Origin of the sequence: Sphingomonas molluscorum (assembly GCF_039522995.1) — a bacterium.
Classification (GTDB): domain Bacteria; phylum Pseudomonadota; class Alphaproteobacteria; order Sphingomonadales; family Sphingomonadaceae; genus Sphingomonas; species Sphingomonas molluscorum.
The window spans coordinates 58,354-82,144 of the sequence record NZ_BAAAEL010000002.1; the positions used below are offsets into that span (position 1 = coordinate 58,354).

At 64.4% G+C, this 23,791-nt stretch carries 19 protein-coding genes; 11 read left to right on the plus strand and 8 right to left on the minus strand.

Annotation, left to right across the window (positions count from 1 at the left end):
- The first annotated feature begins 36 nt into the window (after positions 1 to 36).
- Genes ABDZ92_RS04740 through ABDZ92_RS04750 form a run of 3 tightly spaced genes read left to right on the plus strand, consistent with a single transcriptional unit; the run spans position 37 to position 3,097 of the window.
- A complete protein-coding gene (locus ABDZ92_RS04740) occupies positions 37 to 1,179 on the plus strand; it encodes a tyrosine-type recombinase/integrase (RefSeq protein WP_343761853.1) in 1,143 nt (380 codons plus the stop codon).
- On the plus strand, positions 1,176 to 2,099 hold the full coding sequence (locus ABDZ92_RS04745; RefSeq protein ID WP_343761855.1) for a tyrosine-type recombinase/integrase: 924 nt from the start codon (positions 1,176 to 1,178) through the stop codon (positions 2,097 to 2,099). Before ABDZ92_RS04740 ends, ABDZ92_RS04745 begins: the two co-directional genes overlap by 4 nt.
- A complete protein-coding gene (locus ABDZ92_RS04750; RefSeq protein WP_343761857.1) occupies positions 2,096 to 3,097 on the plus strand; it encodes a tyrosine-type recombinase/integrase in 1,002 nt (333 codons plus the stop codon). Before ABDZ92_RS04745 ends, ABDZ92_RS04750 begins: the two co-directional genes overlap by 4 nt.
- A gap of 74 nt (positions 3,098 to 3,171) precedes the next feature.
- On the opposite strand, the gene ABDZ92_RS04755 is transcribed toward ABDZ92_RS04750, so the two are convergent.
- Complete coding sequence (locus ABDZ92_RS04755) at positions 3,172 to 4,494, minus strand: alginate export family protein (RefSeq protein WP_343761859.1); 1,323 nt, start codon at positions 4,492 to 4,494, stop codon at positions 3,172 to 3,174.
- A gap of 89 nt (positions 4,495 to 4,583) precedes the next feature.
- Here ABDZ92_RS04755 and ABDZ92_RS04760 point away from each other — a divergent pair, with 89 nt between their 5' ends.
- Genes ABDZ92_RS04760 through ABDZ92_RS04770 form a run of 3 tightly spaced genes read left to right on the plus strand, consistent with a single transcriptional unit; the run spans position 4,584 to position 7,688 of the window.
- On the plus strand, positions 4,584 to 5,540 hold the full coding sequence (locus tag ABDZ92_RS04760) for a chromate resistance protein ChrB domain-containing protein (protein ID WP_343761861.1): 957 nt from the start codon (positions 4,584 to 4,586) through the stop codon (positions 5,538 to 5,540).
- Positions 5,537 to 6,946: a chromate efflux transporter gene (gene chrA / locus ABDZ92_RS04765; protein ID WP_343761863.1), complete on the plus strand. Its 1,410-nt coding sequence runs from the start codon at positions 5,537 to 5,539 to the stop codon at positions 6,944 to 6,946. Before ABDZ92_RS04760 ends, chrA begins: the two co-directional genes overlap by 4 nt.
- 13 nt (positions 6,947 to 6,959) lie before the next feature.
- Complete coding sequence (locus ABDZ92_RS04770; protein WP_425542280.1) at positions 6,960 to 7,688, plus strand: superoxide dismutase; 729 nt, start codon at positions 6,960 to 6,962, stop codon at positions 7,686 to 7,688.
- On the opposite strand, the gene ABDZ92_RS04775 is transcribed toward ABDZ92_RS04770, so the two are convergent.
- From ABDZ92_RS04775 to ABDZ92_RS04795, 5 genes are read right to left on the minus strand one after another with little or no spacing between them, the layout of a single operon-like run.
- A complete protein-coding gene (locus ABDZ92_RS04775) occupies positions 7,685 to 8,761 on the minus strand; it encodes an EamA family transporter (RefSeq protein ID WP_343761865.1) in 1,077 nt (358 codons plus the stop codon). The two genes, ABDZ92_RS04770 and ABDZ92_RS04775, sit on opposite strands and share 4 nt — an antisense overlap.
- 2 nt (positions 8,762 to 8,763) lie before the next feature.
- On the minus strand, positions 8,764 to 11,958 hold the full coding sequence (locus ABDZ92_RS04780) for an efflux RND transporter permease subunit (protein ID WP_425542281.1): 3,195 nt from the start codon (positions 11,956 to 11,958) through the stop codon (positions 8,764 to 8,766).
- Positions 11,948 to 13,195, minus strand: a complete 1,248-nt coding sequence (locus ABDZ92_RS04785) for an efflux RND transporter periplasmic adaptor subunit (protein WP_343761867.1) — start codon at positions 13,193 to 13,195, stop codon at positions 11,948 to 11,950. The genes ABDZ92_RS04780 and ABDZ92_RS04785 overlap by 11 nt, the downstream gene beginning before the upstream one ends.
- Positions 13,195 to 14,475, minus strand: a complete 1,281-nt coding sequence (locus ABDZ92_RS04790) for a TolC family protein (protein ID WP_343761869.1) — start codon at positions 14,473 to 14,475, stop codon at positions 13,195 to 13,197. The genes ABDZ92_RS04785 and ABDZ92_RS04790 overlap by 1 nt, the downstream gene beginning before the upstream one ends.
- A gap of 55 nt (positions 14,476 to 14,530) precedes the next feature.
- Positions 14,531 to 14,971 carry a hypothetical protein gene (locus tag ABDZ92_RS04795; RefSeq protein ID WP_343761871.1) on the minus strand — a complete coding sequence of 147 codons (441 nt, stop codon included), beginning with the start codon at positions 14,969 to 14,971 and terminating at the stop codon, positions 14,531 to 14,533.
- Between the two features lie 310 nt (positions 14,972 to 15,281).
- Here ABDZ92_RS04795 and ABDZ92_RS04800 point away from each other — a divergent pair, with 310 nt between their 5' ends.
- The 3 genes from ABDZ92_RS04800 (at position 15,282) to ABDZ92_RS04810 (ending at position 18,068) form a co-directional block, all read left to right on the plus strand.
- The gene (locus ABDZ92_RS04800; RefSeq protein ID WP_343761873.1) at positions 15,282 to 16,190 is read left to right on the plus strand and encodes an endonuclease; all 909 of its coding nucleotides are present in this window, start codon (positions 15,282 to 15,284) and stop codon (positions 16,188 to 16,190) included.
- Between the two features lie 111 nt (positions 16,191 to 16,301).
- Complete coding sequence (locus ABDZ92_RS04805) at positions 16,302 to 17,441, plus strand: AlbA family DNA-binding domain-containing protein (RefSeq protein WP_343761875.1); 1,140 nt, start codon at positions 16,302 to 16,304, stop codon at positions 17,439 to 17,441.
- Between the two features lie 162 nt (positions 17,442 to 17,603).
- On the plus strand, positions 17,604 to 18,068 hold the full coding sequence (locus ABDZ92_RS04810; protein WP_343761877.1) for an SRPBCC domain-containing protein: 465 nt from the start codon (positions 17,604 to 17,606) through the stop codon (positions 18,066 to 18,068).
- Between the two features lie 109 nt (positions 18,069 to 18,177).
- On the opposite strand, the gene ABDZ92_RS04815 is transcribed toward ABDZ92_RS04810, so the two are convergent.
- Positions 18,178 to 18,657 (minus strand): hypothetical protein, encoded by a 480-nt coding sequence (locus tag ABDZ92_RS04815; protein ID WP_343761879.1) that lies wholly within the window; start codon positions 18,655 to 18,657, stop codon positions 18,178 to 18,180.
- 69 nt (positions 18,658 to 18,726) lie between these two features.
- Here ABDZ92_RS04815 and ABDZ92_RS04820 point away from each other — a divergent pair, with 69 nt between their 5' ends.
- The gene (locus ABDZ92_RS04820) at positions 18,727 to 19,692 is read left to right on the plus strand and encodes a DNA cytosine methyltransferase (protein WP_343761881.1); all 966 of its coding nucleotides are present in this window, start codon (positions 18,727 to 18,729) and stop codon (positions 19,690 to 19,692) included.
- On the opposite strand, the gene ABDZ92_RS04825 is transcribed toward ABDZ92_RS04820, so the two are convergent.
- The gene (locus ABDZ92_RS04825; RefSeq protein WP_343761883.1) at positions 19,660 to 22,035 is read right to left on the minus strand and encodes an ATP-binding protein; all 2,376 of its coding nucleotides are present in this window, start codon (positions 22,033 to 22,035) and stop codon (positions 19,660 to 19,662) included. The genes ABDZ92_RS04820 and ABDZ92_RS04825 overlap by 33 nt on opposite strands.
- Before the next feature lie 1,138 nt (positions 22,036 to 23,173).
- On the opposite strand from ABDZ92_RS04825, the gene ABDZ92_RS04830 reads away from it, so the two are divergent.
- Positions 23,174 to 23,761 carry a CC0125/CC1285 family lipoprotein gene (locus ABDZ92_RS04830; protein WP_241212062.1) on the plus strand — a complete coding sequence of 196 codons (588 nt, stop codon included), beginning with the start codon at positions 23,174 to 23,176 and terminating at the stop codon, positions 23,759 to 23,761.
- Positions 23,762 to 23,791: the final 30 nt, after the last annotated feature.

Sequence of the window (23,791 nt, forward strand, 5' to 3'; positions counted from 1 at the left end):
CCCTTTCGAGAGCACGTAGACGCATACATCGCGTTGATGCTGGCGCAACACTTCAGCACCCGGCATACATACCACGCCGTCCGGGCCATCGGCGAGTTCGCCCGATGGCTGACCGAAGATCACGGCGATAGTTGTGACATCGATGAGCGGACGGTCAGTTCGTTCCTGGCCTGGCGGCGACAGCAGACCGGCTATCGGCACGGTAGTCCCACGGCATTGGTAAGATTTCTCGGTGTCCTGCGCGCAGTCGGAGCCATCTCGCTGGGGCTGCCGTCGGCGGATCCACGCGACCTGCTCCTATCGGCGTACCAGTCCTTTCTGGAACATGGGCGCGGCTTTATGCCCAAGTCTTCGGCGTCCTATGTCTGGTTCGCGCGGCCGTTCGTGCAGGAGTGCTGGGTAAAGGGAAAAGGGTTGTCCTCGCTCTCGCGTGCAGATGTCATTGCGTATGTCGAGCGCCACGCGCCCAGACGCGGCGCCGCTACCGCGAAAATCATGTGCTGCCGGCTTCGGTCGTTCCTCAGATATCTGAAGGCCGAGGGCATCGCTGACGATGATTTGGCTGCAAGCGTGCCGTCGATCAAGGGATGGACGCTGACGTCCCTTCCGACCTTTCTCACGCCCGAACAACTCGATCGCGTCCTCGCACATTGCGATCGGACCACCGTCGCGGGTCGGCGCGATTATGCAGTGCTGCTCTTGCTTGCTCGTCTCGGATTACGCGCGAACGAGGTTGCGACCCTCAAGCTGGACGACATCGACTGGGCTGCCGGTGTGTTCGAGATTACCGGCAAGGGCGGCCGGCGCGCGACAATGCCGATGCCGCTAGATGTCGGCGCTGCGATCGCCGACTATCTACGACACGCGCGTCCGGTATGTGAACATCGGGAGGTATTCCTGCGCGTTGAGACGCCGTGCGTTCCCTTCGCAAGCTATGCGCCGGTGAGCTTGCTAGCTCGTCGGGCGCTGATCCGAGCGGGTGTCACGGGCATTGCAAAGCGACACGCGCATGTCTTTCGGCACACTTTAGCGACGGATATGGTCAGAGCTGGTGCGACCTTGGCCGAGATCGGCCATGTTCTCCGCCACCAGGTCGATGATGCGACGCGCGTTTACGCCAAGGTCGATCTGCCGCGGTTACGCCTCTTGAGCCAACCCTGGCCGGGAGACGCACAATGAGCGGCCTCGAAGATTCCCTCAGCCGCTATCTGGCGATGCGGCGCGGTTTCGGGTTCAAGCTCACGACCCAGGAGCTTCGACTTCGCACGTTCATTGCGTTCATGGCAGCGCGCGGCGCCGACGTTGTTACCGGCAAGCTCGCAATCGAGTGGGCTGGCGGCGGGTGTGGTCCTGCAACATGGTCATCGCGGCTGTCGACGATCCGGTCGTTCGCCAGGCATCTGGCGAACACCGATCCCAGAACCGAGATTCCGCCGAGCGGCGTATTCCCGCCGCAACGGCGGCCCAAGCCCTACATTTACAGCGAACAAGAGATCGTTGATCTGCTCAGGGCAATGCTCGCGCTGCCGCCCCGCGGCGGACTGAAGCCATGGACCCTCCACTGCTTCTTCGGTCTGCTCGCCGTGGCTGGTCTCCGCTTCAGCGAAGCGACCAATCTGCGCCGGGAGGATGTCGACCTCGATAGCGGCGTGTTGACGATCCGCGACACGAAGTTCGGGAAGACACGGCTCGTTCCAATTGATGTGACGACCATCGCGGTGCTCGAGGCATATGCGCTGCGGCGGGACAGCTGTCCCAAGCGGCGGGCCAGCCCGTATTTCCTCGTCGGGGACCGCGGCGCCCAGCTTCGCCATGACAGTGTCCACAAGGTCTTCGTTGCCTGGACGCGCGAGGTAGGCCTGCGCGGCCCCAAGACGCGCAAAGGGCCGAGAGTCCATGACCTTCGCCACAGCTACGCCGTGCGGACGCTAGTTAGCTGGTATCGCGCCGGTGAGGATGTCGAACGCCTGTTGCCTGTGCTGACCACCTTTCTCGGCCACACCCACACTCGTGATACTTACTGGTATCTGACCGCGAGTCCCGAGCTGATGGGCCACGCTGCCGCCCGGCTCGAAGCGCGGTGGGAGACGGCATCATGACAATAGCCACCGCCCTACCGCCGCTTATCGAGCGCTTCTTCACCCAGAGGCTGATTCAGCAACGCGGTGTCAGCCCGCACACCGTCGCATCCTATCGCGACACGTTTCGGCTTCTTCTGAAGTTCGCGCATGCCCGGCTGCGCAAGCAACCCTCTGACCTGGCTATCACCGACTTTGACGGTCCCTTCATTGTTTCCTTCCTCGATGATCTGGAGAGCAGACGTGGCATAGGCGCGAACACGCGCAACCTCCGATTGACCGCGATCCGCGCCTTTTTCCGCTTCGTGGCATTCGAGGAGCCCGCGCATAGCGGGCAGATTCAGCGAATCCTCGCGATACCGGGGCGACTACGCGCTAAAGTCGAGGTGGCGTTTCTCGATAGGACCGAGATGGAGGCGATCTTGGCGGCACCCAACCGCACCACCTGGATCGGGCGCCGGGACTATACACTGTTGCTCGTGGCGGTTCAGACCGGACTGCGTCTGGCGGAGATAGTAGGACTGGACCGTGACGCTGTGAATCTCGAGGTCGGCGCGCACGTTCGATGTGTGGGCAAGGGTCGCAAGGAGCGGTCGACGCCGCTAACACGGCAAGCCCGCGATGCGTTGCGGCAATGGATGAAGGAGCCGTCTCGAGCCGGGGTCACCTCGCTGTTCCCGAACGTCCATGGTGGTCGCTTGAGCCCTGATGCCGTTCAACTCCTTCTCGCCAAGCACGTCCGCGCAGCTGCCGAACATCGTCCATCGCTGCTGTCGAAGAAGGTTTCGCCACATGTACTGCGCCACAGCGCCGCGATGGAGTTACTGCAGGCGGGAGTCGACCCGACGGTCATATCGCTCTGGCTTGGCCATGAGTCGACGCAGTCGACCAAAGCGTATCTGCATGCGCACATCGCGCTGAAGGAAGCGGCACTTGCCAGGGTGCAGCCGTTGACGACTGGCAAGTCGCAGCGGTTCAGCCCCGATGATCGATTGCTTGCCTTCTTGAACGCGCTTTAACTGCAATCAAACCCCGGCGACGGCGGTCATCATGTGCGTGCGATCGCCGCCGCTGGTGTTCTGAGGAACTCTGATCAGAAGAACGCCGTCACCGCGAAAGAAGCGTAGTGTGTGTCGCCCGTTGCCGGCGCGTTCGGTGCGGTTCTCAAAAACCGGCCCTTTCCGAGCCAAGCGGCATTGATCTCCCCGCGCAACAGCTTCGGTACGAGCCAATAGCGTAACCGCCCTTCCACCTGATGCCCCGCAAAGTTGCCGGACCTACCGGTCACGTCGCGGACGCCTGTCGTCGAAAAGGCGTCCGTGCGATCGGCCAGCCACATCGCGCGATACGCCACAAATCCATCCACCCGCGGCGTCGGCGCAACCTCGAGTCTCACGCCGGGTGTGCTGATGTTCGCTCGCCCGATCTGGGCATAGATGCCCGCCGGCGCGAGATCCGCGCGACGCATCCCGAACAGCGTGTCGAAGCGCCCGAAGCCACGTCCCGAGCCATCGCCGCTGGCATAGTCATATTCCACCGAGAGGCGCGGCTTCAGGGGACCGGCAAAACTGTAGCCGGCGTCGAGGTGCAGGAACCAGGCGGACACGTCGAGTTCCGCCGCTCCCGGCGCTAGCGACGCCCGGATAGAGCCGAACTGGTAGAAGCCTTCAGCTTCGTAATCGAACTTGCCGGCCGCCGCATCGCGAATGATCCGGGCGCCGAGGGTGTGAAGGTCGCGGTTGCGGGTTGGGCGGCCGGGCGCATCGCTCTCCTGAAGGCGGAAATAGCTGATCTCCGCCATCGTCTGGCCGAGCACGCGCGGCTTGGAGAACAAGCCACCCCACAGCCGCAGATCGAAGCTCTCGCGATCGAAATGGCTCTCGTTATCGAGAATGGAGGGATGGTCGTCGGGCAGACGCACCTGCGGCAAGGTGTAGATGAAGGTCGCGGCACTGCCATCGCGCAGGCGTAGATCAGCACGGACGCCGGTATAGCCATTGGTGGTGTTGCGATAATCGTCTGCCGCGACGAGGCGGCGCGAACCGAGGTTGAGGGTGAAGCGGCCGAGCTGGACGCTCGCCTTGCTGCCCTTGCCGAACGGCTCCCTCAGATCCGCGCCAACATAGGCCTGGACCAATTCCAGCGTGTTGACCTCCCCGGTGCCGATCGCACTCCCAGGCTCGCTACCATAGGCGCGGCTGTCGAACAGCTCCGCACCGATCCGAAAGCCATCCCCGCGATACTCCGCGAGCACGGTCGACCGGATGCTGTACAGTTCGTCGCTTGCACCAAAGCCTGCGCGTGACTGCCCATCGAGCGTCTCGTAGCGCGCGCGGATCGATCCGGAGGTCACCAGTTCTTCCGGCGCTCGGAGCGCATCGTGCAGCATCGGCCCGGACTTGACCTCCTGTGCCATGGCTGGCGCAGCAACGCCGAATGAAACGCCTGCAGTGAGTGCATAGCACATGTGTATCTTTATCATGCGACTCGTGATACACATGATGCATGTCCGTTTCAAAGTCCAAGTCCGGCTGGCTTGCGTTGCTGCATCAGATCCCCGCCAAGCCGCCCTATCTGCGCGTGAAGGTCTGGCGCCGTCTCCAGGCGATCGGGGCGGTACCGCTCAAGAACGCGGTGCATGTGCTGCCGCTCGGCGCGGAACGGGAAACCGCGTTTCGCGAATTGCGCGACGAGATCGTCTCAAGCGGTGGCGAAGCGATCCTGATCGAGGCCCGGCTGATGCTCGGCCTGTCGGACAGCGAGCTACGCGGGCTATTCGACGCGGCGCGAGACGCCGATTATGAGGAGCTTGCGCAATCTGCCCGCAATCTGCTCGACACCGGCCCCGTCACCGGAACCGAGATCGAGCGGCTCCAAAAGCGGCTCGCCGAGGTAGAGGCGCTCGATTTCTTCGGCGCGCATGGCCGGCAGGCGGCGGAGGCGGCGCTCCGCGAACTCGACGCCAAGCGATACGCGCATCCCGATGTCAGCCGCTCGGACGCTGCGGACACACCCGATTCGGCGTCGCTCACCAACCGCATCTGGGTCACGCGGCGCGGCGTTCATGTCGATCGCATCGCATGCGCTTGGCTGATCCGCCGCTTCATCGACCCCCAGGCCACCTTCAAGTTCGTCGACGGCAAGAGCTATGCTGCCGAACATCGTGAGCTGCGCTTCGACATGGCCGACGCCGAATTTACCCACGAAGGCGATCGCTGCAGTTTCGAGACGCTGATCCTGCGCGCCGGGCTCGATGAGGACGAGGCGCTCGTAGCGATCGGCGAGATGATCCACGAACTCGATATCGGCGACGGCAAGTTCGCCCGGCCGGAAACGACGGGCCTCGGCGCAATGCTCTCGGGCGTGTGCGCCTCGACCGACGAGGATCTCGAACGCATCGCCAAGGCCAGCGACGCGCTCGAACAGTTTCACGCCTTCTTCAGCAGCCGGAGACCCAAATGACCGACGCGGCGCTTAAGGGCCTCGAGCCCGCCAATCTCATTGCGCAGCCGCGCGATCACGGCATCCCGCTGAGTGAAGCGGTCAAGGTGTGGGCACGGATCGCCGGACTGAGCTTTGGCGGCCCCGCCGGTCAGATCGCGGTGATGCACCGCATCCTCGTCGAGGAGAAGAAGTGGATCGGCGAGGAGCGGTTCCTCCATGCGCTCAACTATTGCATGCTGCTGCCCGGCCCGGAGGCGCAGCAACTCGCCATCTATATTGGCTGGCTGCTGCACAAGACGAAGGGCGGCCTGATCGCGGGCGCGCTGTTCGTGCTTCCCGGCTTCCTCGCGATCCTCGCGCTTTCCTATGTCTATGTGCTGCTCGGCAACGTCTCGCTGGTGGAGGGATTGTTCTTCGGGCTCAAGGCGGCGGTGCTGGCGATCGTGCTGCAGGCGGTCGTGCGCGTGGGGTCGCGCGCTCTCAAGAACAACGTGATGCGCGCCCTCGCGGCCATCGCGTTCATCGCCATCTTCTTCCTCGACGCGCCGTTCCCGCTGATCGTGCTTGGCGCCGCGCTGATCGGCTACTTCGGCGGCCGGGCAGGACTCACTGCCTTCAAGGGTGGCGGCGGCCATGGCAGCGGTGGCGCGATTCCGGTCCATGACCGCGATACCGCCCTCGGCGAAGGCTTGCCCGACCACGCCCGCCCCAACCTCGGCTGGTCGCTGCGCATCTCCGGGGTGCTGCTGTTTCTCTGGCTCGCGCCGGTCGCCGCTTTGCTCGTCCTGTTGGGACCGGATGATGTGTACAGCCGCATCGCCACCTTCTTCAGCCAGATGGCGGTGGTGACCTTCGGTGGCGCCTATGCCGTGCTCGCCTATGTCGCGCAGGAAGCAGTCGATACGTTTGGCTGGCTCAAGCCCGGAGAGATGCTCGACGGGCTCGGCATGGCAGAGACCACGCCCGGACCGCTAATCATGGTCACGCAGTTCGTCGGTTTCCTCGCCGCGTTCCGCGACAGTGGCACGCTTAATCCGCTGGTCGCTGCGACCCTGGGCGCGATCCTTACCACCTGGGTCACGTTCGTGCCCTGCTTCCTGTGGATTTTCGCGGGAGCGCCGTTCGTCGAGCGGCTGCGCGGCAACCGCGCTTTGTCGTCAGCGCTGGCCGCGATCACCGCCGCGGTGGTGGGAGTGATCCTCAACCTGGCGGTCTGGTTCGCCATCCACACATTGTTTGGCGAGGTGCGCATGGTGCCGTTCGCGGGCGGCACGATCGACGTGCCCGTATGGAGCTCGCTCAACCTGGCAGCGGCGCTGCTGGCGCTCGGCGCCGCCGTCGCGGTGTTCCGTTTCAAGGTCGGTGTTCTCCCGGTGCTGGGCGCCTGCTCTGCGCTGGGCGCGGCCTATGTGCTTTTGACCTGAGAGGACGACGCAAATGGAAGACCTGACCCGGCGAACGGTGGTCGCGACCCTAGGATTGGGAGCAGCAGCGATGGCAAGCAGCGATAGTCTGGCGCAAACCCCGGCGGCAGCGCGTCCGCCGGTTCCCGCCTTTGCAGGGCTTCATCAGCCCAAGCCGCTGCGGTTCGATCCTGCCAAGCTCGACGGCCTCTCGGAGCGGCTGATCAAGTCGCACTGGGAGAACAACTATATCGGCTCTGTCAAGACGCTGAATATGATCGAAGGCCGCCTGGCGGCGGCGCTTGCCGACCCCGACCTGCCGCCGGTGGTCTATGGCGGCCTCAAGCGCGAGGAACTGCACCGCACCGGATCAATTATCCTCCACGAGATCTACTTCGAAGGGCTCGGCGGCAACGGCCGGGCCGGCGGTTCGATCAAGCAAGCGCTCGCCACTGCCTTTGGCTCGTTCGAGACCTGGGAAGCAGACTTCCGGCGCACGGGCATGTCGCTCGCGGGCGGGTCGGGCTGGACCGTGTTGACCTACAATCTTCACACCCGCTCGCTCCACAACCAGTGGGCCTGGGATCACATGCATGGCGCGATCGCCGGCGTGCCGCTGCTTGCGCTCGATATGTACGAGCACAGCTTCCACATGGATTATGGCACCGCCGCAGCGAAATATGTCGACGCCTTCTTCCGCAACATCGATTGGGAAGTCGTCGATCGTCGCTACGCTCAGGCTCTGCGCGGAGGGGCGGCCTAGCCGGCCCCATGCCCGTGCCGATGGTGAAGGTCGGGATAGTGCGGATGACTGTGAACCAGGCGCCGATGCTGATGGCCGTGAACATGCGGCTCTCCGGGCGGGTCGCCGGGACCGTGTTCATGCTCGTGGTGCGCGTCGTGGGTATGGGCGTGGCTATGCTCGAGCGGCTCATGGACATGTGCGTGGTCGTGCCGCTCGACAAGATGAAGCCATAGGCCGATGCCCATCAGCACCGCCGCAATAATCAGCCGCGTGGTGAGCGGCTCGCCGAACATCAGAAGCGCCAGCAGGGCGCCGATGAACGGCGCCATCGAGAAATAGGCGCCGGTGCGCGCGGTCCCGAGATGGCGCAGGGCTAACACGAACAGGACGAGGCTGACCCCATATCCGAAGAGGCCGACGACGCCGGCCGACAGCAGCATCCCGCCGTCGGGAATGCGCGCACCCATCACCAGCGCCAGGCTGAGGTTGACGATCCCCGCTACCAGCCCTTTCAGCATCGCGATCTGCATCGGGTCCGAGCCGCTCACCTTGCGGGTCAGATTGTTGTCGATCCCCCAGGCGAGGCACGCGCCCGCGATCGCGAATGCGCCGATGCCGAAGCCGCCTGCCGATCCCTGCCATGACAGGACCAGCGCGCCGGCGAGGATCGCAAGCGCGCCGAGCAACAATCGCCGGTCGACATTCTCTTTGAATACCGCCCAGGCGATCGCCATCGTGGCAAGCCCTTCGAGATTGAGCAGCAAGGCCGCAGAGGAGGCCGGCGTCGAAACCAGCCCGAGCATCAGCAGCACCGGTCCGGCGACGCCGCCCGACAGGACGACGAGCAGCATCCATTTCCAGTCGCCGCGGCCAAGAGGCGCTTCCGTGGACGGTTTGCCCATAAGGCGCCGGCCGATCGTGATTATCGCAAGGCCCAAGCCCGATCCCAGGTAGAGCAGGCCGGCGAGCAGCCACGGATTGACGCCGCCGCCGAGCAGCGCCTTTGCCAGTGGCGTGCTTGCCCCGAATAGGGCGGCCGAGGCCAGAGCAAGCGGGGCGCCGGGCCAGGCGACCCAGCTTCTGAACGACATCGTCAAACTCCTGTAGCCGGGCTTAGCACAGCTGGCGCGTCTCGCCGCCCATGCACGAGCCGATACAACGCGGGCAGGATGAGAAGGGTCAGCAAGGTCGACGAGATGACCCCGCCGATCACGACGGTCGCCAAGGGCCGCTGCACCTCGGCGCCGGCGCCTACGTTGAACGCCATCGGCACGAAGCCGAGGCTCGCGACCAACGCGGTCATCAGCACGGGCCGCAAGCGCGTGAGCGCACCTTCGCGGATCGCGTCGTCCAAGGGCCGGCCATCGGCGATGAGCGTGCGGATGAAGCTTAGCATCACCACGCCGTTCAGCACCGCGACGCCCGACAGCGCGATGAAGCCGATGCCGGCTGAGATGGAAAGTGGCATGCCGCGCAGCAGCAGCGCCGCCACACCGCCAGTGAGCGCAAGCGGCACGCCCGAGAAGACAATGGCGGCGTCCCGGGCAGAGCGGAACAGCCAGTAAAGCAGGCCGAAAATCAGCAACATCGCGGCCGGCACGACGATCTGGAGCCGCTTTGCGGCCGAGATGAGCTGCTCGAACGTCCCGCCGTAGCTGATCCAATATCCCGCCGGCATCTCGACCTCGGTGCCGACCTTCTGCTGGAGTTCCGCGACGAATGATCCGAGATCGCGGCCGCGGACATTGGCGGTCACGACCACGCGCCGTTTGCCGTCTTCGCGGCTGATCTGATTAGGGCCGATCACGACCTCGACCTTGGCGACATCCTGCACCGGGACAAAGCCGCGCGGGCCCTCCCCAGACGCGGCGAGCGGGATGCGCAGCCTCCCGATCTCATCGACCTTTTGACGGATATCCTCGGGCAGGCGCACGACGACCGGGAAACGCCGGTCGCCTTCGAACAGCTGGCCGGCTTCCTTGCCGCCGATCGAGACCGCGACGACATCCTGGATGTCGCCGACATTGAGTCCGAGGCGGGCGAGCGCGGAGCGATTGGGCGTGATCTGAAGGACCGGCAAGCCGGTCACCTGGTCGACCCCGACATCCGCGGCCCCCGGAATCCCGCTCACGACCTTCTCGATCGCCTGCCCGACGCTCAGGAGCTGATCGAGGTCATCGCCGAACACCTTGACCGCCACATCGGCGCGGACGCCCGACAGCAGTTCGTTGAACCGCATCTGGATCGGCTGGGTGAACTCATAGTTGTTGCCCGGGATGGTCTGGGCCGCCGCGTGCATCTGCCGCACCAGCTCGGCTCGCGGTTTCCGGGGATCTGGCCAGTCCTTCCTGTCCTTCAGCATGATAAAGGTATCGGCGACGGAAGGCGGCATCGGATCCGTCGCGACTTCGGCCGTCCCGATCTTGGCGACGATCCGCTCGACCTCGGGAAACTGCTTGAGGCGCGCTTCGAGCGCGCGCTGCATCTGGATCGCCTGGCTGAGGCTGGTGCCGGGAATGCGCAGCGCGTGCATCGCGATGTCGCCTTCGTCTAGGTTAGGGATGAACTCCGAGCCCATCCGCGTCGCGGCAAAGCCCGCCAGCGCGACGATCGCGACGGCGCCGATCACGAAGGCGGTGCGCAGACGCAGTGCCGCAGCAAGCGCCGGCTCATAGGCGCGGCGCGCCCAGCGCATCAACCGGCTCTCCTTTTCCTCGACCCTGCCGGTGACGAACAGCGCGATCGCGGCCGGCACGAAGGTCAGAGAGAGGATCAGCGCAGCGGTCAGCGCCATGACGACGGTGATCGCCATCGGATGGAACATCTTCCCCTCGACGCCGGTCAGCGCGAAGATTGGTACATAGACCAGCGCGATGATCATCACCCCGAACAGCGAGGGACGGATGACCTCGGAGGTGGCCGAGGCCGCGAGCGAGAAACGCTCCTCGCGGTCGAGCAGCCGCCCAAGTCGGTGCTGCGCTTCGCCGAACCGGCGCAGGCAATTCTCGACGATGATGACGGCGCCGTCGATGATCAGTCCGAAGTCCAGCGCGCCCAGGCTCATCAAATTGCCCGATACACCGGCCTGGAGCATGCCGGTGATCGTCGTCAGCATGGTGATCGGAATGACCGCCGCGGTGATGAGGGCTGCCCGGACGTTGCCCAGCAGCATGAAAAGCACGACGATGACCAGCAGCGCGCCTTCGAGCAGGTTCTTCTCAACCGTCCAGATCGTTCGCTCGACAAGCTCGGTGCGATCGTAGATCGCGACTGCGCGCACCCCAGCCGGCAATGCTCTCGCCGCAACTTCGAGCCGCTCGGCCGCCGCACGTGCGACAATCCGGCTGTTCTCCCCGGAGAGCATGAAGACGGTGCCGAGCACCACCTCCTGGCCATTCTCGGTCGCGGCGCCCGTGCGCAGCTCCTCGCCCATGCCGACATCGGCGACGTCGGCGATGCGGATGGGCACGCCGCCGCGGTTGGTGACGATGATCGACTTGAGATCGTCGATCCCGGCCGCTTGGCCGGGTACGCGGACCAGATATTGCTCGCCGTAGCGCTCGACATAGCCGGCGCCGACATTGGCGTTATTGCGGTCGAGCGCGTCGACGACGTCGCCCAGGGTCAGGCCATAGGCCGACAGCCGTTCGGGCAGCGGCGTCACGTGATATTGCCGCTCGAAGCCGCCGATCGAGTTGACCTCGGTCACGCCCGGCGTGTTGCGCAGCTGCGGCCGGATCACCCAGTCCTGCAAGGTTCGCAGGTCCTCGGGCGTGTAGGCGGAACCATCAGGCTTGCGCGCGCCCGGCCTGGCCTCGAGCGTGTACATGAAGATTTCGCCGAGACCGGTGGCGATCGGCCCCATCTCGGGCTGGACGCCGGCCGGCAGTTGCGAGCGCGCCGTTTGCAGCCGTTCATTGACCAGCTGGCGCGCGAAGTAGATGTCGGTGCCATCGGCGAACACCGCGGTCACCTGTGAGAGGCCGTAGCGCGAGACCGAACGGGTATATTGGAGCCCTGGCAGGCCCGCGATGGCCGTCTCGACGGGGAAGGTCACCCGCTGCTCGGCTTCGAGCGGCGAGAAGCCTGCCGCTTCGCTATTGATCTGCACCTGGACGTTGGTGATGTCCGGCGTGGCGTCGATCGGCAGCCGCTGGAAGCTCCACACGCCCAGCGCGCAAAGGAGGGCGACAGCGGCGAGGATCACCCAGCGAAACCGAATGGCGGCGGCGATGATGCGTTCGAGCAGTGCCGGCCGCTCGATTGTCGATGCAGCCTCAGTGGTCATGGCTGGCTCCCGACTTCTCGATATCGGCGCGGATCAGGAAGGCCCCGTCAGTCACATATTCGGTGCCGGGTTCCAGACCGGCCAGGATCTCGGTCCATTCGGGCGTGCGCCGCCCGATGGTCAGCATCCGGACCTCGTAGGTGTTGCCAACCTTGGCGTAAACAACCTCAAAGTCGCGGAAGCGCTGGATCGCCTTGGTGCGCACTGCTAGCGGCACCTGTGCCTCGGCCACAGCGAACGAGCCTTCGACCCCCATTCTCGGGCGGAACTGCCGGGCAGCCGAGGCCGGGAGATGGACGTGCGCCATCAGGGTCTGGCTGGCGAGATCGGCGGTGGGCAGGATCGCCTCGACCGCGCCGGTGAGCCGCGCTTCGCCCGACAGGCTGCGAAGCTGGACCTTCTGGCCCACGCGGATCCGCTCGGCGTCGCGCGGATAGACGAAGAACTCGGCATGGAGCTGGGTCGGATCGGCGATCACGAACAAGGCGCGATCACCGGTCACATCGCCGAGATTGGCGTTCTTCTCCACGATGATGCCGCTGATCGGTGCGGGCACGGCATAGGTCTGCAAGGAATGGCTGGACTCTACCCGCAGCAGCGTCTGCCCCCTGGTGACCGCTTGGCCGAGTTGGCCCCGCATCCACATGATCTGCCCGGGCAGGCGGGCGCGGACGTCGGCCTTGCCCTCCGGGGTGATCTCGACCCGGCCCGCCATGTCGACGAGTTCGGCAACCTGCGCTGGCCCCGCCCGCTCCGACCGGACGCCGCCTGCGCGGGCGGCATCTGCGGCGATGGTGGTGCGTCCCTCATACGAAGCATAGGACCAGCTGTGCGTCCGGCCACCCTCGACCGCGCGCACCTTCACGTCGAACGAATGCGGCTCCTTGACCACGCCGCCGCCGCGCAGGAAGTCGTCCTGCGGCATGAAGGCGAAGCGATCGACCCTGCCGCCCAGGCGCGCAAGCTCGACGCTGAGCTGCACCTGCGCCGGCGCAACCGGCTTGTCGTCGCGATAGGCAAACACGCGGAACTCGGGTTCGACACCATCCTCGAAGATGGTCATCTCGACCGCGAAGTCCCCGTCGCGGAGCATGCGACCGCGATGCGGCCCGCGCTCATAGTCGGCAGCGGCCGGCGCCGCGTGTTCCTCGGTCTGGTTCGCGGTCGGGACTTCGCCACAGGCGGCGAGCAGGCAGCAGGCAAGCAGGATGCTCGCGATCGATTGGCAACGGGACATCAGCGGTCCTCCGCGTTGGCGATAAGGGAAGCGTGGCGACCGGTCAGCCGGTCCAGGCGAACGCCGTCGAGGTGGTAGCGGCGCAGCAGTTCGATGCGCCGCGTGCGGGCATCGATCACGGCCTGCTGGGCTTGGGCGACCTCGAGGAAGGTGAAGGCGGTGCCGCCGCGGTTGAAACCGTCGCGCACGAGCACGACGGCGCGCTCGGCGCTCGGCAGGACCTCGCGATCGATGCGGCCGAGCTCAGTCAGGATGGATGCGCGCTGCGCCACCAGCCGGTCGATCTCGCGCTTGCGCTCGACGCGGACGACGGCGAGTTCGGCTTCGGCGGCAAGCCGCTCTGCTTGCGCGCGTTCGACATTGCCGCGATTGGCTTGTCGGCCGCCCAAGGGAATTGATCCGCCGACGACCAGCGCGACCTCATTGCCTTCGCCGAAATGCCGCACGCCCGCGCGCAATCTGGGATCGGCGACGCTGTTCGCCTCGGCCAGCCTGATGCGTGCATCGGCTGCCTCCCGTTCGGCGGCGAGCAGCTCAAGATCGGCGATCTCCTCAACCACTGGCATTGCGGCCGCGACCTGAAAATACCCGCTGGCATCGAGCCGGTATTCCGGGCCGCTGCCCCAATAGGCTGCGAGGCTCGCGCGGGCGATCCGCGCATTATCGATGGCTTGATCCCGAGCGATCCGGGCTTGCGCGACCGCGGTGCGCGCGCGCTCCGCGGCGAAGAGGGGATCGAGAGCCCGGCCGACCCGGCGTGCAACCTCACGCTCCAGCCGCAGGGCGAGTGCAAAGCGTTCCTCGGCCACCGGGATCGCAGCTTCGGCGGCGAGCGCCTCGACCCAGGCGGCCTGCACCCTTTCCAGAACGTCGAGCATCCGCAGGCGTCCGCGTTGCTGCGCGACGTCCAGTTCGGACCGCGCCGATCCGATGCGGGCCTCGCGCTTGCCGCCGCGCTCCCAGGTCCGCTCGTACCAGGCGGTTGTCTGGGACCGGTCGACGGGGGAATAGGGACCGGTCCCCGCAAAATCCTCGACATCGACGCCGACGACATCGCGGGGCCGGACCTCCGCCTGGCGAATGGAGGCTTCGGCGGCCTGGCGCTGGGCGGCGCTCACGGCGATCGCCGGATCGCCGCTGGCAACCCGCGACAGCGCGTCGGACAGGGTAAGGTCCTGCGCCCGCGCGGAGTGAGAAGCGAACAGCAGGGATAGCGCGCTGCCGACGGCCAACGCGGAGATGAAGCGCGCGCGAACGCGCGCACGGAGAAGATTTGACATGTGGCTGGGTCTCGCGAGCAGGCATGGGTATCCCACGCCCGTCACGGACGCGGATCTAGGCGCTGATCGTCGAAGGTTTTGGAGGGCGTTCGGGTCCCTGGACTTTAAATCCGATCGCGGGGCGATCGGGCACCGCATTCGGTGCGTCGTCAGCCAGTGCGGCTTCCGCCGCGCCCGTGGACGCCAGCACGATCAATCCAGAACCACTATCGCCATGGTGATGATGGCTACCAGGGAGATGGTCGGAGGAATCAGAATCGTCGGGCTCATTATGGTCCACCTCGTGGTGGTCCCCATCGTGATCCAGTTCGAGATCATGTGCGTCGTCGAGCGAGATATCGCTGAAGACGAGATGTTCATGGATCGGCGAAGCACCGGGCGCATGCTGTATCTGATCGATCGAGCGCGAAAGCGATGCACCGGCGAACACCAGCGTCAGCGCAATGCAAAGCACCGCACAGATTTGGCTCGTCGGAATCATCCTCAACAGACGCATCGCGCATGCCTATCCACACGTCCCCACCGTGGCAAGGTCATGGGTCAATTGGTGCCAGAACTATGCCGAGTCAGGCAGGGTGAATTACTTAAAATCCCGGGACTTGGGGAACGTGCTCGGCATAGCGCCTTCCTCGGGATAAGTGCCGGACTTGCGGTTGGGATCTGGCATCATTCCCGGCCAGCCGACCGAAGGCATCAAGATCAAACCCCGGGATTTCCGTTAGGGCTGCTTGAAGTCGCTCGCCGCCCTTCAGTTCAAGAGCGGTCTCTTGCATTGCGGACGTGCGCGGTGGTCGCCACAAGGCCGTATGATCTCCCATCGTTTTCCCCTGTACGCGATTCTGCTGGCGCTCGCCGGCTGCTCAGCGCAGCCCGGCCCGCCCCCACAGATCGCCGCCACCGCCGCGCGGCCCCTCAAGCTCGCCAGCTGGAATTTGGAATTCCTCGCCGAGAAGGAGGGAGCCGGCTGCGAGCCGCGCGCCGCGAATGACTATCTCGCCATGCGGCGGATCGCCGACAGCCTCGATGCCGATGTCATAGCCTTTCAGGAGGCCGAAAACGTGAAGGCGGCCGAACGGGTTTTCGACCCCGCCCGCTACACGGTGGTGATGGAGAAACGGCCGGGCGAAGCCAGCGGCACCTGCGGCGGCCGGCATCCGGACCAGACCTTCATTCGCCAGGCTGTCGGCTTTGCGATCCGGAAAGGCATCACCTTCGATCGCAACCCCGATGTCACCAGCCTGATGCTCGGCAATCCCCAGCTGCGCTCGGGCATCGATATCACGGTGCGCGCACGCGGCCACGATCCGATCCGGCTCCTTGGGATCCATCTGAAGTCGGGCTGTTTCGAAGGCAGCGAGGCCAAGGCTTGCCCTGTCCTCCTCCAGCAAGTCCCGGCAGTCGAGGCCTGGATCGATGCCGCGGCCACTGGGCCCGAGCGCTTCGCGGTACTCGGCGACTGGAACCGGCGCCTGGGCAGCCCCGGCGACAGCTCCTGGAACGACATCGATGACGGCCAGCCCGCCAATGCCGATCTGAGGCTCGCCGATGCCGGCACTCCGCCAAGCTGCGACCCGCGCTACGACGCATTCATCGACCATATCGTCCTCGACAAGCGCGCTGGAGCGGCCATGGCGGGCTTTACCGAGACGCACTATGCCAGTGGTGAAAAGCATTATTCCGACCACTGCCCGATTGCGGTGACTCTTGCGCGCTAGGGACGCGGATCCTGGCGCGCTTCGGCAACAGGTCGGCTGGCAGTCGCGCCTATGCATCGCCTCACGTGAGGGCGAGGCCAAGGCGCCACGACAGATTTGGTTGGCCGGGACATGATTCCAAAGCCCCACGACGCGATCACGCGCGCTGATCTGGAAGCGCTGATCGCCAACCAGATCGCCGAGCGCCGGACTCTCGAATTCAAGCGCGAACTGCCAGGCAGCAGCGACACCGCCCGCAAGGAGTTTCTCGCTGACGTTTCCTCCTTCGCGAATGCACAAGGCGGCGACATCCTGTTCGGGATCGACGCTCCGGGGGGAGTGGCAACTGCGATCCATGGTCTCATGGTCGAGGACCCCGACAAGGAGATGCTCCGCTGGGAGGATATCCTGCTCGCGGGCATCGAGCCGCGACTGCCGGGTCTGCGCCTGCATTGGATTGATATCGGCGATCGCGCCGGCATCCTTCTGATCCGCGTCCCGGCGAGCAGCATCGCGCCGCACCGGGTCATTTTCAAGCAGAGCAATCGCTTCCACGGCCGCAAGTCCAATGGAAAATATGAGATGGATACGCAGGAGCTGCGCGATGCCTTCACTGCGAGCGAGGCTCTACCAGCGCGACTGCGCGCCCTCCATCTCGATGCGGTCGACCAGGCACTGCGTGGCGACTTGCCGGTCGGCCTTGGCGATGATCCCAAGGCAGTTCTGTCACTCATTCCAGTGACCATATTCCGAGAAGCCCGCGACCTAGAGATCACGCCGGAGAACGCGCTCGCTGCCCACAAGCCTTCAGGTCATATGGAGGCCGTTCGCATGATCGAGGGCGTGCTCAACTATAGCGTCCCGAGCGACCCGCAGGCAGGCAGATCCTATGCTATCACCTACCGGCAGGGTCGGATCGACATGGTCTGGACGATCGGTCGAATCGTCAACGAACTACGGAAGCAAGAAACGCCGCTGGTTTGGCCAAAACGATTCGAGGACGGCGTAATCGATGCCGCAAATTCCGGCGCCGCCAAGCTCGCGCCGTTCGGTGTCGAGGGGCCATGGCTGGTCATGGTGACAGTGGCTGGCATCAAGGATTACCGGCTCGTCCTAAACAGCGAATATTGGTCTGATCCCGCATGGCGCGATCAGGCAAGTCTGCCCCCTTTGATGATTGAGCAGATGAATCGCGCGGCGTTGATCCCGCTATTGCGCGCGTTTTGGCTCGCATTTGGTGAAGAGCGGCCGGCCACCCTCCTCCATCGGTAGCCGGTCACCGTGACGGATCACCTACACGGATTGTCCGGTGGATATGAGCTGGGTCAGCTTTGCCAATGTGCCACCCTCGCCGTTGAACAGACGGTTTCGAGTAGCCAAGAACGATGGCCTGCCCCTTGCGAGCCGGCCGCGCTGATCTAGACTGGGCGCCGAATGACCGACTCAGCAACACACACTTCCTCACGCGTAATCCTCGCCCCTCCCCGCGCGATCTTCCGCGCCTTCATGGACCCGGAATCGGTCGCGTCATGGCGCCCGCCCAAGGGCATGACGGGAAAGGTGCTCGCCTTCGACCCGCGCGTTGGTGGTAGTTATCGAATGGCCTTTTACTACCCCGACAGTGAACGCGGTCGCGGCAAGTCCACACCTGAGGCAGACCACTTCGAAGGATGCTTCGTCGAGTTACTACCGGACGAGAAGATCGTCGAGACGGTCGAATTCGAGTCCGATGACCCTGCCTTCGCTGGCGTAATGAAGATAACTACGACGCTTGTGCCGGTCACCGGTGGCACCAAGGTGACGTTCGTAGCCGAAAACGCTCCCGCAGGAATCGGTGCTGCCGAGCACAAGGCTGGCATGGATTCGACCCTGAAGAACCTGGCGAATTTCATTGAATAATGATGGGCCTGCCGTCCATGGTGCCGTTTCACCGTTGCGGCTCGGATCGATCACTTACGGTTAGTCCAGCCCTAGCAGGTGGCAGTCACTTGCCGATTCTGTAAGCCGCCTAGCCACGCTTGCCGGGCGCTCGACCTGCACGGCGCACCTGCTGGGCCCGCCTAAGCACGACCAGCTGTTCCACGATCAGCCTGGGGTCGTATCCATCTTCCAGGTAGGCCTTGACCCCGCTCAGGGCATCGGCTGCGAATGTTTCAGACACAAGTTCGAGGTTCGTCCGCCTCTTCCGCCCGCTCCTGCGAGCGGGCTGGATATCTTCGGTCCCTGCGTAATCTGAGGTCAGTTCGCGCTCAACGTCGGCAACTGCCTCCGACGCTCGCTCCGCCTCCGCAATACGCGAACTCGCATATTTCCAGAGCCGCTCTACGCGAGGGGTCACCCGCTTCACTTCTCCCCGCAGAACTCTGGACACGAATGGCTGATCGGCGCCGATCGCGTTCGCTATGGTCGTCTGCACGGGAAGATGTGTGCTTCGTAACATCTTAGCCAGCTTTTCGAGTGCATCGTCAGGCATCACGTCGTCTCGCATAATTTCCTTGCATATCCGCATATTCACATTAAAGCTATGCGAATTATGCAAGGCGCGACTTTCATTGACATGTTTAGCGGCGCCGGCCTGTTCAGCGCGGGCTTCGTGGATCAGGGCTTCGAGCCCGTCATGGCGATCGATCTCGCGAAGGAGGCGGTCGCCACCTACAATCTCAACCTCAAGCCGGTCGCGATCGCGGGTTCGGTCACCGCGGTCACCAACATCCCCATCGCTGAGGTCCTGATCGCGGGGCCGCCGTGCCAAGGTTTCTCGACTCTCGGCAGACAAGACCCTCTCGACGCTCGGAACGACCTCGCGCTGCAAGTGCCCCGCTGGGCGGCCGCCTCCGGAGCGAGGGTCGTGGTCATCGAGAACGTCCCGCCCTTCCTCGCCTCCGCCCAGTGGCGCACTTTGGCCACCGCCCTTGAGGGCTTGGGATACGAGGTCTTCACCTGGGTTCTGGACGCGGTGGAGCATGGCGCCCCGCAGCTGCGTCGTCGCGCATTCACCATCGCGTCGAAGATCGGTCGCTTTTCGCCGCCAGCTGCGCGTAAGGACGTGTTGACCGCGGGTGACGCCATCGCCCGGCCGATTCCTGAAGGCGACCCGCTCCATTCCTGGCCCATCGCCAGCGGCGTGGCCGCGGAGCGCATCTCGATCATCCCGCCGAAGGGCGACAAGCGGGACGTCATGCGGCAGGCTCCGCATCTCTGCCCCCCATCGTGGGCGCGCGTTGGTTGCCAGGCGACCGACGTGTGGGGGAGGATCGATCCCTCGGCTCCCTCGAACACGGTCCGCTGCACGTTCCAAAACCCCTCCAAGGGACGCTATCTGCATCCCTCGGAGAACCGCACCCTATCGCTGCGAGAAGGCGCGCGCCTCCAGGGCGTACCGGACCACTGGCAGTTCGTCGGCCGTCCCTACCCCGTCGCCCGGCAGATCGGGAACGGCGTGCCCATCCCCCTCGCCACTGCCGTCGCCAAAGTGATCAGCGCTGCCCTGCTAGCCGCCGACGGGAACCGACTCGCCGCCTAGGGAACCGGCCCCGGCATCCTGTTCCTCCGCGTCCTCCTCCACCACGGCCTCGACGTCGTCATCATCGTCGCCGAATTCCTCGATGTCGCGCTCCAGTGCCTTGATCGCCTCGACGTGGACCGTGCGGGCGTGCTTGATCAGCTCGTACAGCCCAATGATCTGAATCTGGTCGCCGGGGCCAGTCTCCACGAACTTGTCGATCAGCATCTTCTCGAACCGCTTTGACGGGTTTGGCTCCGGCATCGTCCCGATAAGGAAGCCGTTGACTCGCACCACGTGAGTCAGATTCGTCCTGCACCACTCCTCGACGTCGGCGACGTAGTTCTCGAGCTGCCGCCAGTGCTCGATCGTCAGAGGAAGAGCCGGACTCTTCAGCTCGACGATCTTCAACGTGTAGGGACCCTCGACCATGGGGTCCGAGAGCAGGAATACCAGGTCAGGCCTGACGTCGGTGTCCGCCTCGCCGTCCTTGATCGTCGCAAATCGATCGACCTTCAGTATCTGGGCGAGCTTCGCGACGGTCGTATTCACATTTTGGTCGCTTGAGATGTAGGTCGAGAACTCTGGCCGGATGAGCCAGGGGTTCTCCTTCAGAAGCTGATGCAGATCCTTCTCGAATTGCTTCTTCTTCCAGTTCTCCTTCCCCCGGTCATACAGGATCTGCAGCTTCTCGATCCCGCCACGGCGAGCGCGATACAGCTTGATCGCATCCCGCTTCTCGATTTCCGAAAGCTGGCGCAGCTGCCCCATGATTTCCGCGATCGTCGCCGGGTCCGTGCCGTGCGACGCTAGGCTGATCAGCACTTCGGTCGCGTTGATCGAGTGCATGATGGTCGGCGCGAGCTCCTCGAACTCGGGCGTCCCGACCTCGAACGTCTGTGCGATTGTCTGTAGCAGCTTCGCGCCAGCCTTCCGCGTCTTCGCCGGTAGCATCTCGAGCGTCGCCGCTATGATCCGCGCCTGGGGATCCTCCAGAATCTTCCGGTCCGCCTCGGCCTTCTTGAAACGAGCATGCGCGGCAACCGCCCGCTTCATTACCGTGACGACCTGCTGCAGCATCGCCCCGACGACCTCGTTGCCCTCCTTAATGCCGTTGCGGGCCGTGTTCACGAAGTCGATCGAGCTGCGGTCAAGGTCGTCGGCCTCGACCACGCAATCCATGTAGTCGACCGAGTGGAAGCTGTGCATTCCGGTTGGGAGGCCGAAGAGCGCCGGACCTGCCGCGAGCCGGTTGTTGCAGTAGATCGTCGCACCGCGGTCGGCACCGGATCCATGAGAGCGCGCCAAGAAGCCGACATAGTAGCTGAACTTCAGCGCGCCTACGCCGGGGACCGGGACCGTCTCGTGCGCTCGCTCCCCAGATTCAATTGCATCGCGCGTCAGGCTCGTCGGGTAGATGAACTCGTAGTCCGGCAGCTTGAACTGGAGTGTCTCGTCGTTCACGATGATCGAGAAGTCTTCCGGCCGGATCGCGTGGAACGACTTGGCAATGACCTTCCGTATCTTGTCCATCGGATCACGCGTCGCGTCCGCCTTCAGCCGGGAGAGATTGATCCGGGTGCCGTGCGCCGATGGATCGAGCCCGTCCTCATATTCGACCGGCACGCGCACGTTGTGGATCGATCCCGCGTGGTTCAGGTCCTCATCGACGAGCGTGATCACGGTGGCTGATGTCTCGCCGGCCCGCTTGGTCCACAGCCGAACGGTCAGCGCGGCTCCGAAGCCTGCGAGTTTGCCGACGCCCTTGCGTCCCATAACGTATCGGCCGCCCGGCGAGGTGAGCTCGGTTTCTTTGCCCTTCGAATTCGACCGACGCTGGCGGTTGAGGGGAAGGAACTTGCGCTGGACCTCCTGCCAGCTCATCCCGTGGCCATCGTCCTCAATGACGACCTCGATCGAGTCGGGCAGCGTCTCGAACAGCGATTCCAGGTTCAGCGCAGGTGCCGGGCTGGTGATGTCCGCAGCTGTGACCCCCACCCCGGCCACGGGAAGCTCCATAGCCACCTGACCCGACTGGACGTCGGCGAGCGCGGCGGCCTCTTCGTCGGCCCGCGCCTTCGCAGCAGCGCGCTCGGCTGCAATCTCGGCTTCGGGGATCGTTACCTTCACGTAGCTCGCGTCGCCATCGTAGGCGTTCGCAATGAACTCGACGAGGACCTTGCCGAGGTTGGTGTAGAGGTTGATCCCAAGGCTCTTGAGGATACCGCTTTGGATCTCCATCGGCATTACCGGCGGTCGCTCCGCGCCGGGATCTTCTGCCACCATCATCTCTGACGACACCGCATTTCCGCCGGTGACGTTTGCCAGTGCATCCAGTTCCTTGACGTCTGGCAGCTCATCCATGCTTTAGCCCCTCATCCGACTCGGATAGCAACTCAGGTCGCGCAAAGCCATCATCGCGTCGAGAGCTGACCAGGCCGATACCGAACGTGCTTGACCCGTGGCGCGGCCTCGGCCGCATGAACAAGAACGCGAACGAGGGCCAGGCATTGCTGGGCCTCGCTCATAACGGGGACATGGTCCAACGCGATACCGTGGCGCCCGAGGAAGCGAACTGCATCAACAAATGCGCTCCATTCTTCTTGCGGCATGACGTTGGTGGGATCCCGGAGCCGGACCAATAGCTACATTCGCGGCGCGTCGGTGACATAGTCTTACGCGGTTACCTGACGCACCATCTACGCGAGGTTGCCGCAATATCGCGTGTCCGCCTCAAGAGCTCCCCGACGGCATTAACGCCGAAGCGGCATTTCAGTGCCGCTTCGGCACTTAAGTGCCCTAGCCGTTGCACAGCATTAAGTTCCCCGCCATCACCACTCCAGATCGAACCGAGAGCTAGACGAGCTACACGTTCTCCAGAACGATGAACCGCTGGACCTTGCGCCACGATCGGATTGCGATGGCCTCTTGGCGCGTCGCAGAACTCGGAGACTGCTGGCCATTGCCTCGAAGCGGTGACAAGCAATCGTCCGCAAGTTCGGCAGGACCGAGTTACGACGTTTAGTAATGCTACGCTGCGTTCCCGAACGTGGCACGATATCGCGTGACTATTTTTCGCGCTTCGAGCGTCGGAAGCTTGAAGAAGTTCGCAATGTGAGCCAGTGCGGGAGCCACTCTTCCAGACACCGCCGACTGCTTGCAGCTTCCGCCTTCTGGCGTGGAAGAGCACTGGCCGCGCAGCGCCGAAGCGGCCCCTGTCGTGTGCGCCCTCGCGGGAGGGCCGCTTCAGCACAATCCACACGCCAGCATTTTCGAAAGAGACGCGCGCCGGCGCGCCTGTTCGGACTCGGACCGATGCGGAAGCCTGTAAGCCCCTCTACCACAACGTCTTTTCGGGCCCGGTCACATACCGTTCAGGAACGGCTAAGCTGCGAAGTTGCACAACTCATCGTACCGGGTCAAAGAACCCAAACGCCCCGACGTTCGTTCTGAGGTTGTGCCGCCCTTCGTCGGCGAAAATATGCGGCAGTGGAGAAACTCGATGCAGTCATCCAGGTTCGATCGCAAGCGTCTCGCCGGTTTCGGCACTGCGATCGTGGGGGCGCTGGTGCTCGCCGCCTGCGCTACCCCAACCCCCTATCGGCCGGCGACCGGCAGCGGCTTTGCCCGGACGGGGTATTCCGACGAGCAGATCGAAGCCAATCGCTTCCAGGTCACCTTCGCCGGCAACACGCTCACGTCGCGTGAGACGGTCGAGCGCTACCTGCTGTTCCGCGCCGCACAGCTGACGATCGAGCGCGGCTTCGACTATTTCGTCCTCGTCGACCGCGACACCGAACGCCGCACGCGCACCTATGCGACGCCCGATCCCTATTGGGGCGGCTATGGCGGCTTCGGCGCGTGGAGCCCCTACTGGCGCTTCCACGGTCCGGCCTATGGCTGGCGCGGCTGGGGACCCTATGGCGACCCGTTCTACAACACCGATATCCGCACGGTCGACAAGTACGAGGCGTCGGCGGAGATCATCGTGGGTCGTGGGCCGAAGCCGACGGACAATGTGCGCGCGTTCGATGCGCGGGCAGTGATCGAGAACCTCGGTCCGCGCGTGCAGATGCCGCAGCCGAACTGATCCTCCTTCCCCTCCAGCAAAAAGGGGTCG

Excerpts from the sequence above, each read along its gene's own strand:
- ABDZ92_RS04825 (WP_343761883.1), bottom strand. The coding sequence starts at position 22,035 with ATGGATGAGCTGCCAGACGTCAAGGAACTGGATGCACTGGCAAACGTC.
- ABDZ92_RS04780 (WP_425542281.1), bottom strand. The coding sequence starts at position 11,958 with ATGACCACTGAGGCTGCATCGACAATCGAGCGGCCGGCACTGCTCGAA.
- ABDZ92_RS04775 (WP_343761865.1), bottom strand. The coding sequence starts at position 8,761 with ATGTCGTTCAGAAGCTGGGTCGCCTGGCCCGGCGCCCCGCTTGCTCTG.
- ABDZ92_RS04770 (WP_425542280.1), top strand. The coding sequence starts at position 6,960 with ATGGAAGACCTGACCCGGCGAACGGTGGTCGCGACCCTAGGATTGGGA.
- ABDZ92_RS04815 (WP_343761879.1), bottom strand. The coding sequence starts at position 18,657 with ATGCGAGACGACGTGATGCCTGACGATGCACTCGAAAAGCTGGCTAAG.
- ABDZ92_RS04805 (WP_343761875.1), top strand. The coding sequence starts at position 16,302 with ATGATTCCAAAGCCCCACGACGCGATCACGCGCGCTGATCTGGAAGCG.
- ABDZ92_RS04740 (WP_343761853.1), top strand. The coding sequence starts at position 37 with ATGCTGGCGCAACACTTCAGCACCCGGCATACATACCACGCCGTCCGG.
- ABDZ92_RS04795 (WP_343761871.1), bottom strand. The coding sequence starts at position 14,971 with ATGCGTCTGTTGAGGATGATTCCGACGAGCCAAATCTGTGCGGTGCTT.
- ABDZ92_RS04820 (WP_343761881.1), top strand. The coding sequence starts at position 18,727 with ATGTTTAGCGGCGCCGGCCTGTTCAGCGCGGGCTTCGTGGATCAGGGC.
- ABDZ92_RS04785 (WP_343761867.1), bottom strand. The coding sequence starts at position 13,195 with ATGTCCCGTTGCCAATCGATCGCGAGCATCCTGCTTGCCTGCTGCCTG.
- ABDZ92_RS04760 (WP_343761861.1), top strand. The coding sequence starts at position 4,584 with ATGTCCGTTTCAAAGTCCAAGTCCGGCTGGCTTGCGTTGCTGCATCAG.
- ABDZ92_RS04790 (WP_343761869.1), bottom strand. The coding sequence starts at position 14,475 with ATGTCAAATCTTCTCCGTGCGCGCGTTCGCGCGCGCTTCATCTCCGCG.
- ABDZ92_RS04830 (WP_241212062.1), top strand. The coding sequence starts at position 23,174 with ATGCAGTCATCCAGGTTCGATCGCAAGCGTCTCGCCGGTTTCGGCACT.
- chrA (WP_343761863.1), top strand. The coding sequence starts at position 5,537 with ATGACCGACGCGGCGCTTAAGGGCCTCGAGCCCGCCAATCTCATTGCG.
- ABDZ92_RS04810 (WP_343761877.1), top strand. The coding sequence starts at position 17,604 with ATGACCGACTCAGCAACACACACTTCCTCACGCGTAATCCTCGCCCCT.
- ABDZ92_RS04750 (WP_343761857.1), top strand. The coding sequence starts at position 2,096 with ATGACAATAGCCACCGCCCTACCGCCGCTTATCGAGCGCTTCTTCACC.
- ABDZ92_RS04745 (WP_343761855.1), top strand. The coding sequence starts at position 1,176 with ATGAGCGGCCTCGAAGATTCCCTCAGCCGCTATCTGGCGATGCGGCGC.
- ABDZ92_RS04800 (WP_343761873.1), top strand. The coding sequence starts at position 15,282 with ATGATCTCCCATCGTTTTCCCCTGTACGCGATTCTGCTGGCGCTCGCC.
- ABDZ92_RS04755 (WP_343761859.1), bottom strand. The coding sequence starts at position 4,494 with ATGGCACAGGAGGTCAAGTCCGGGCCGATGCTGCACGATGCGCTCCGA.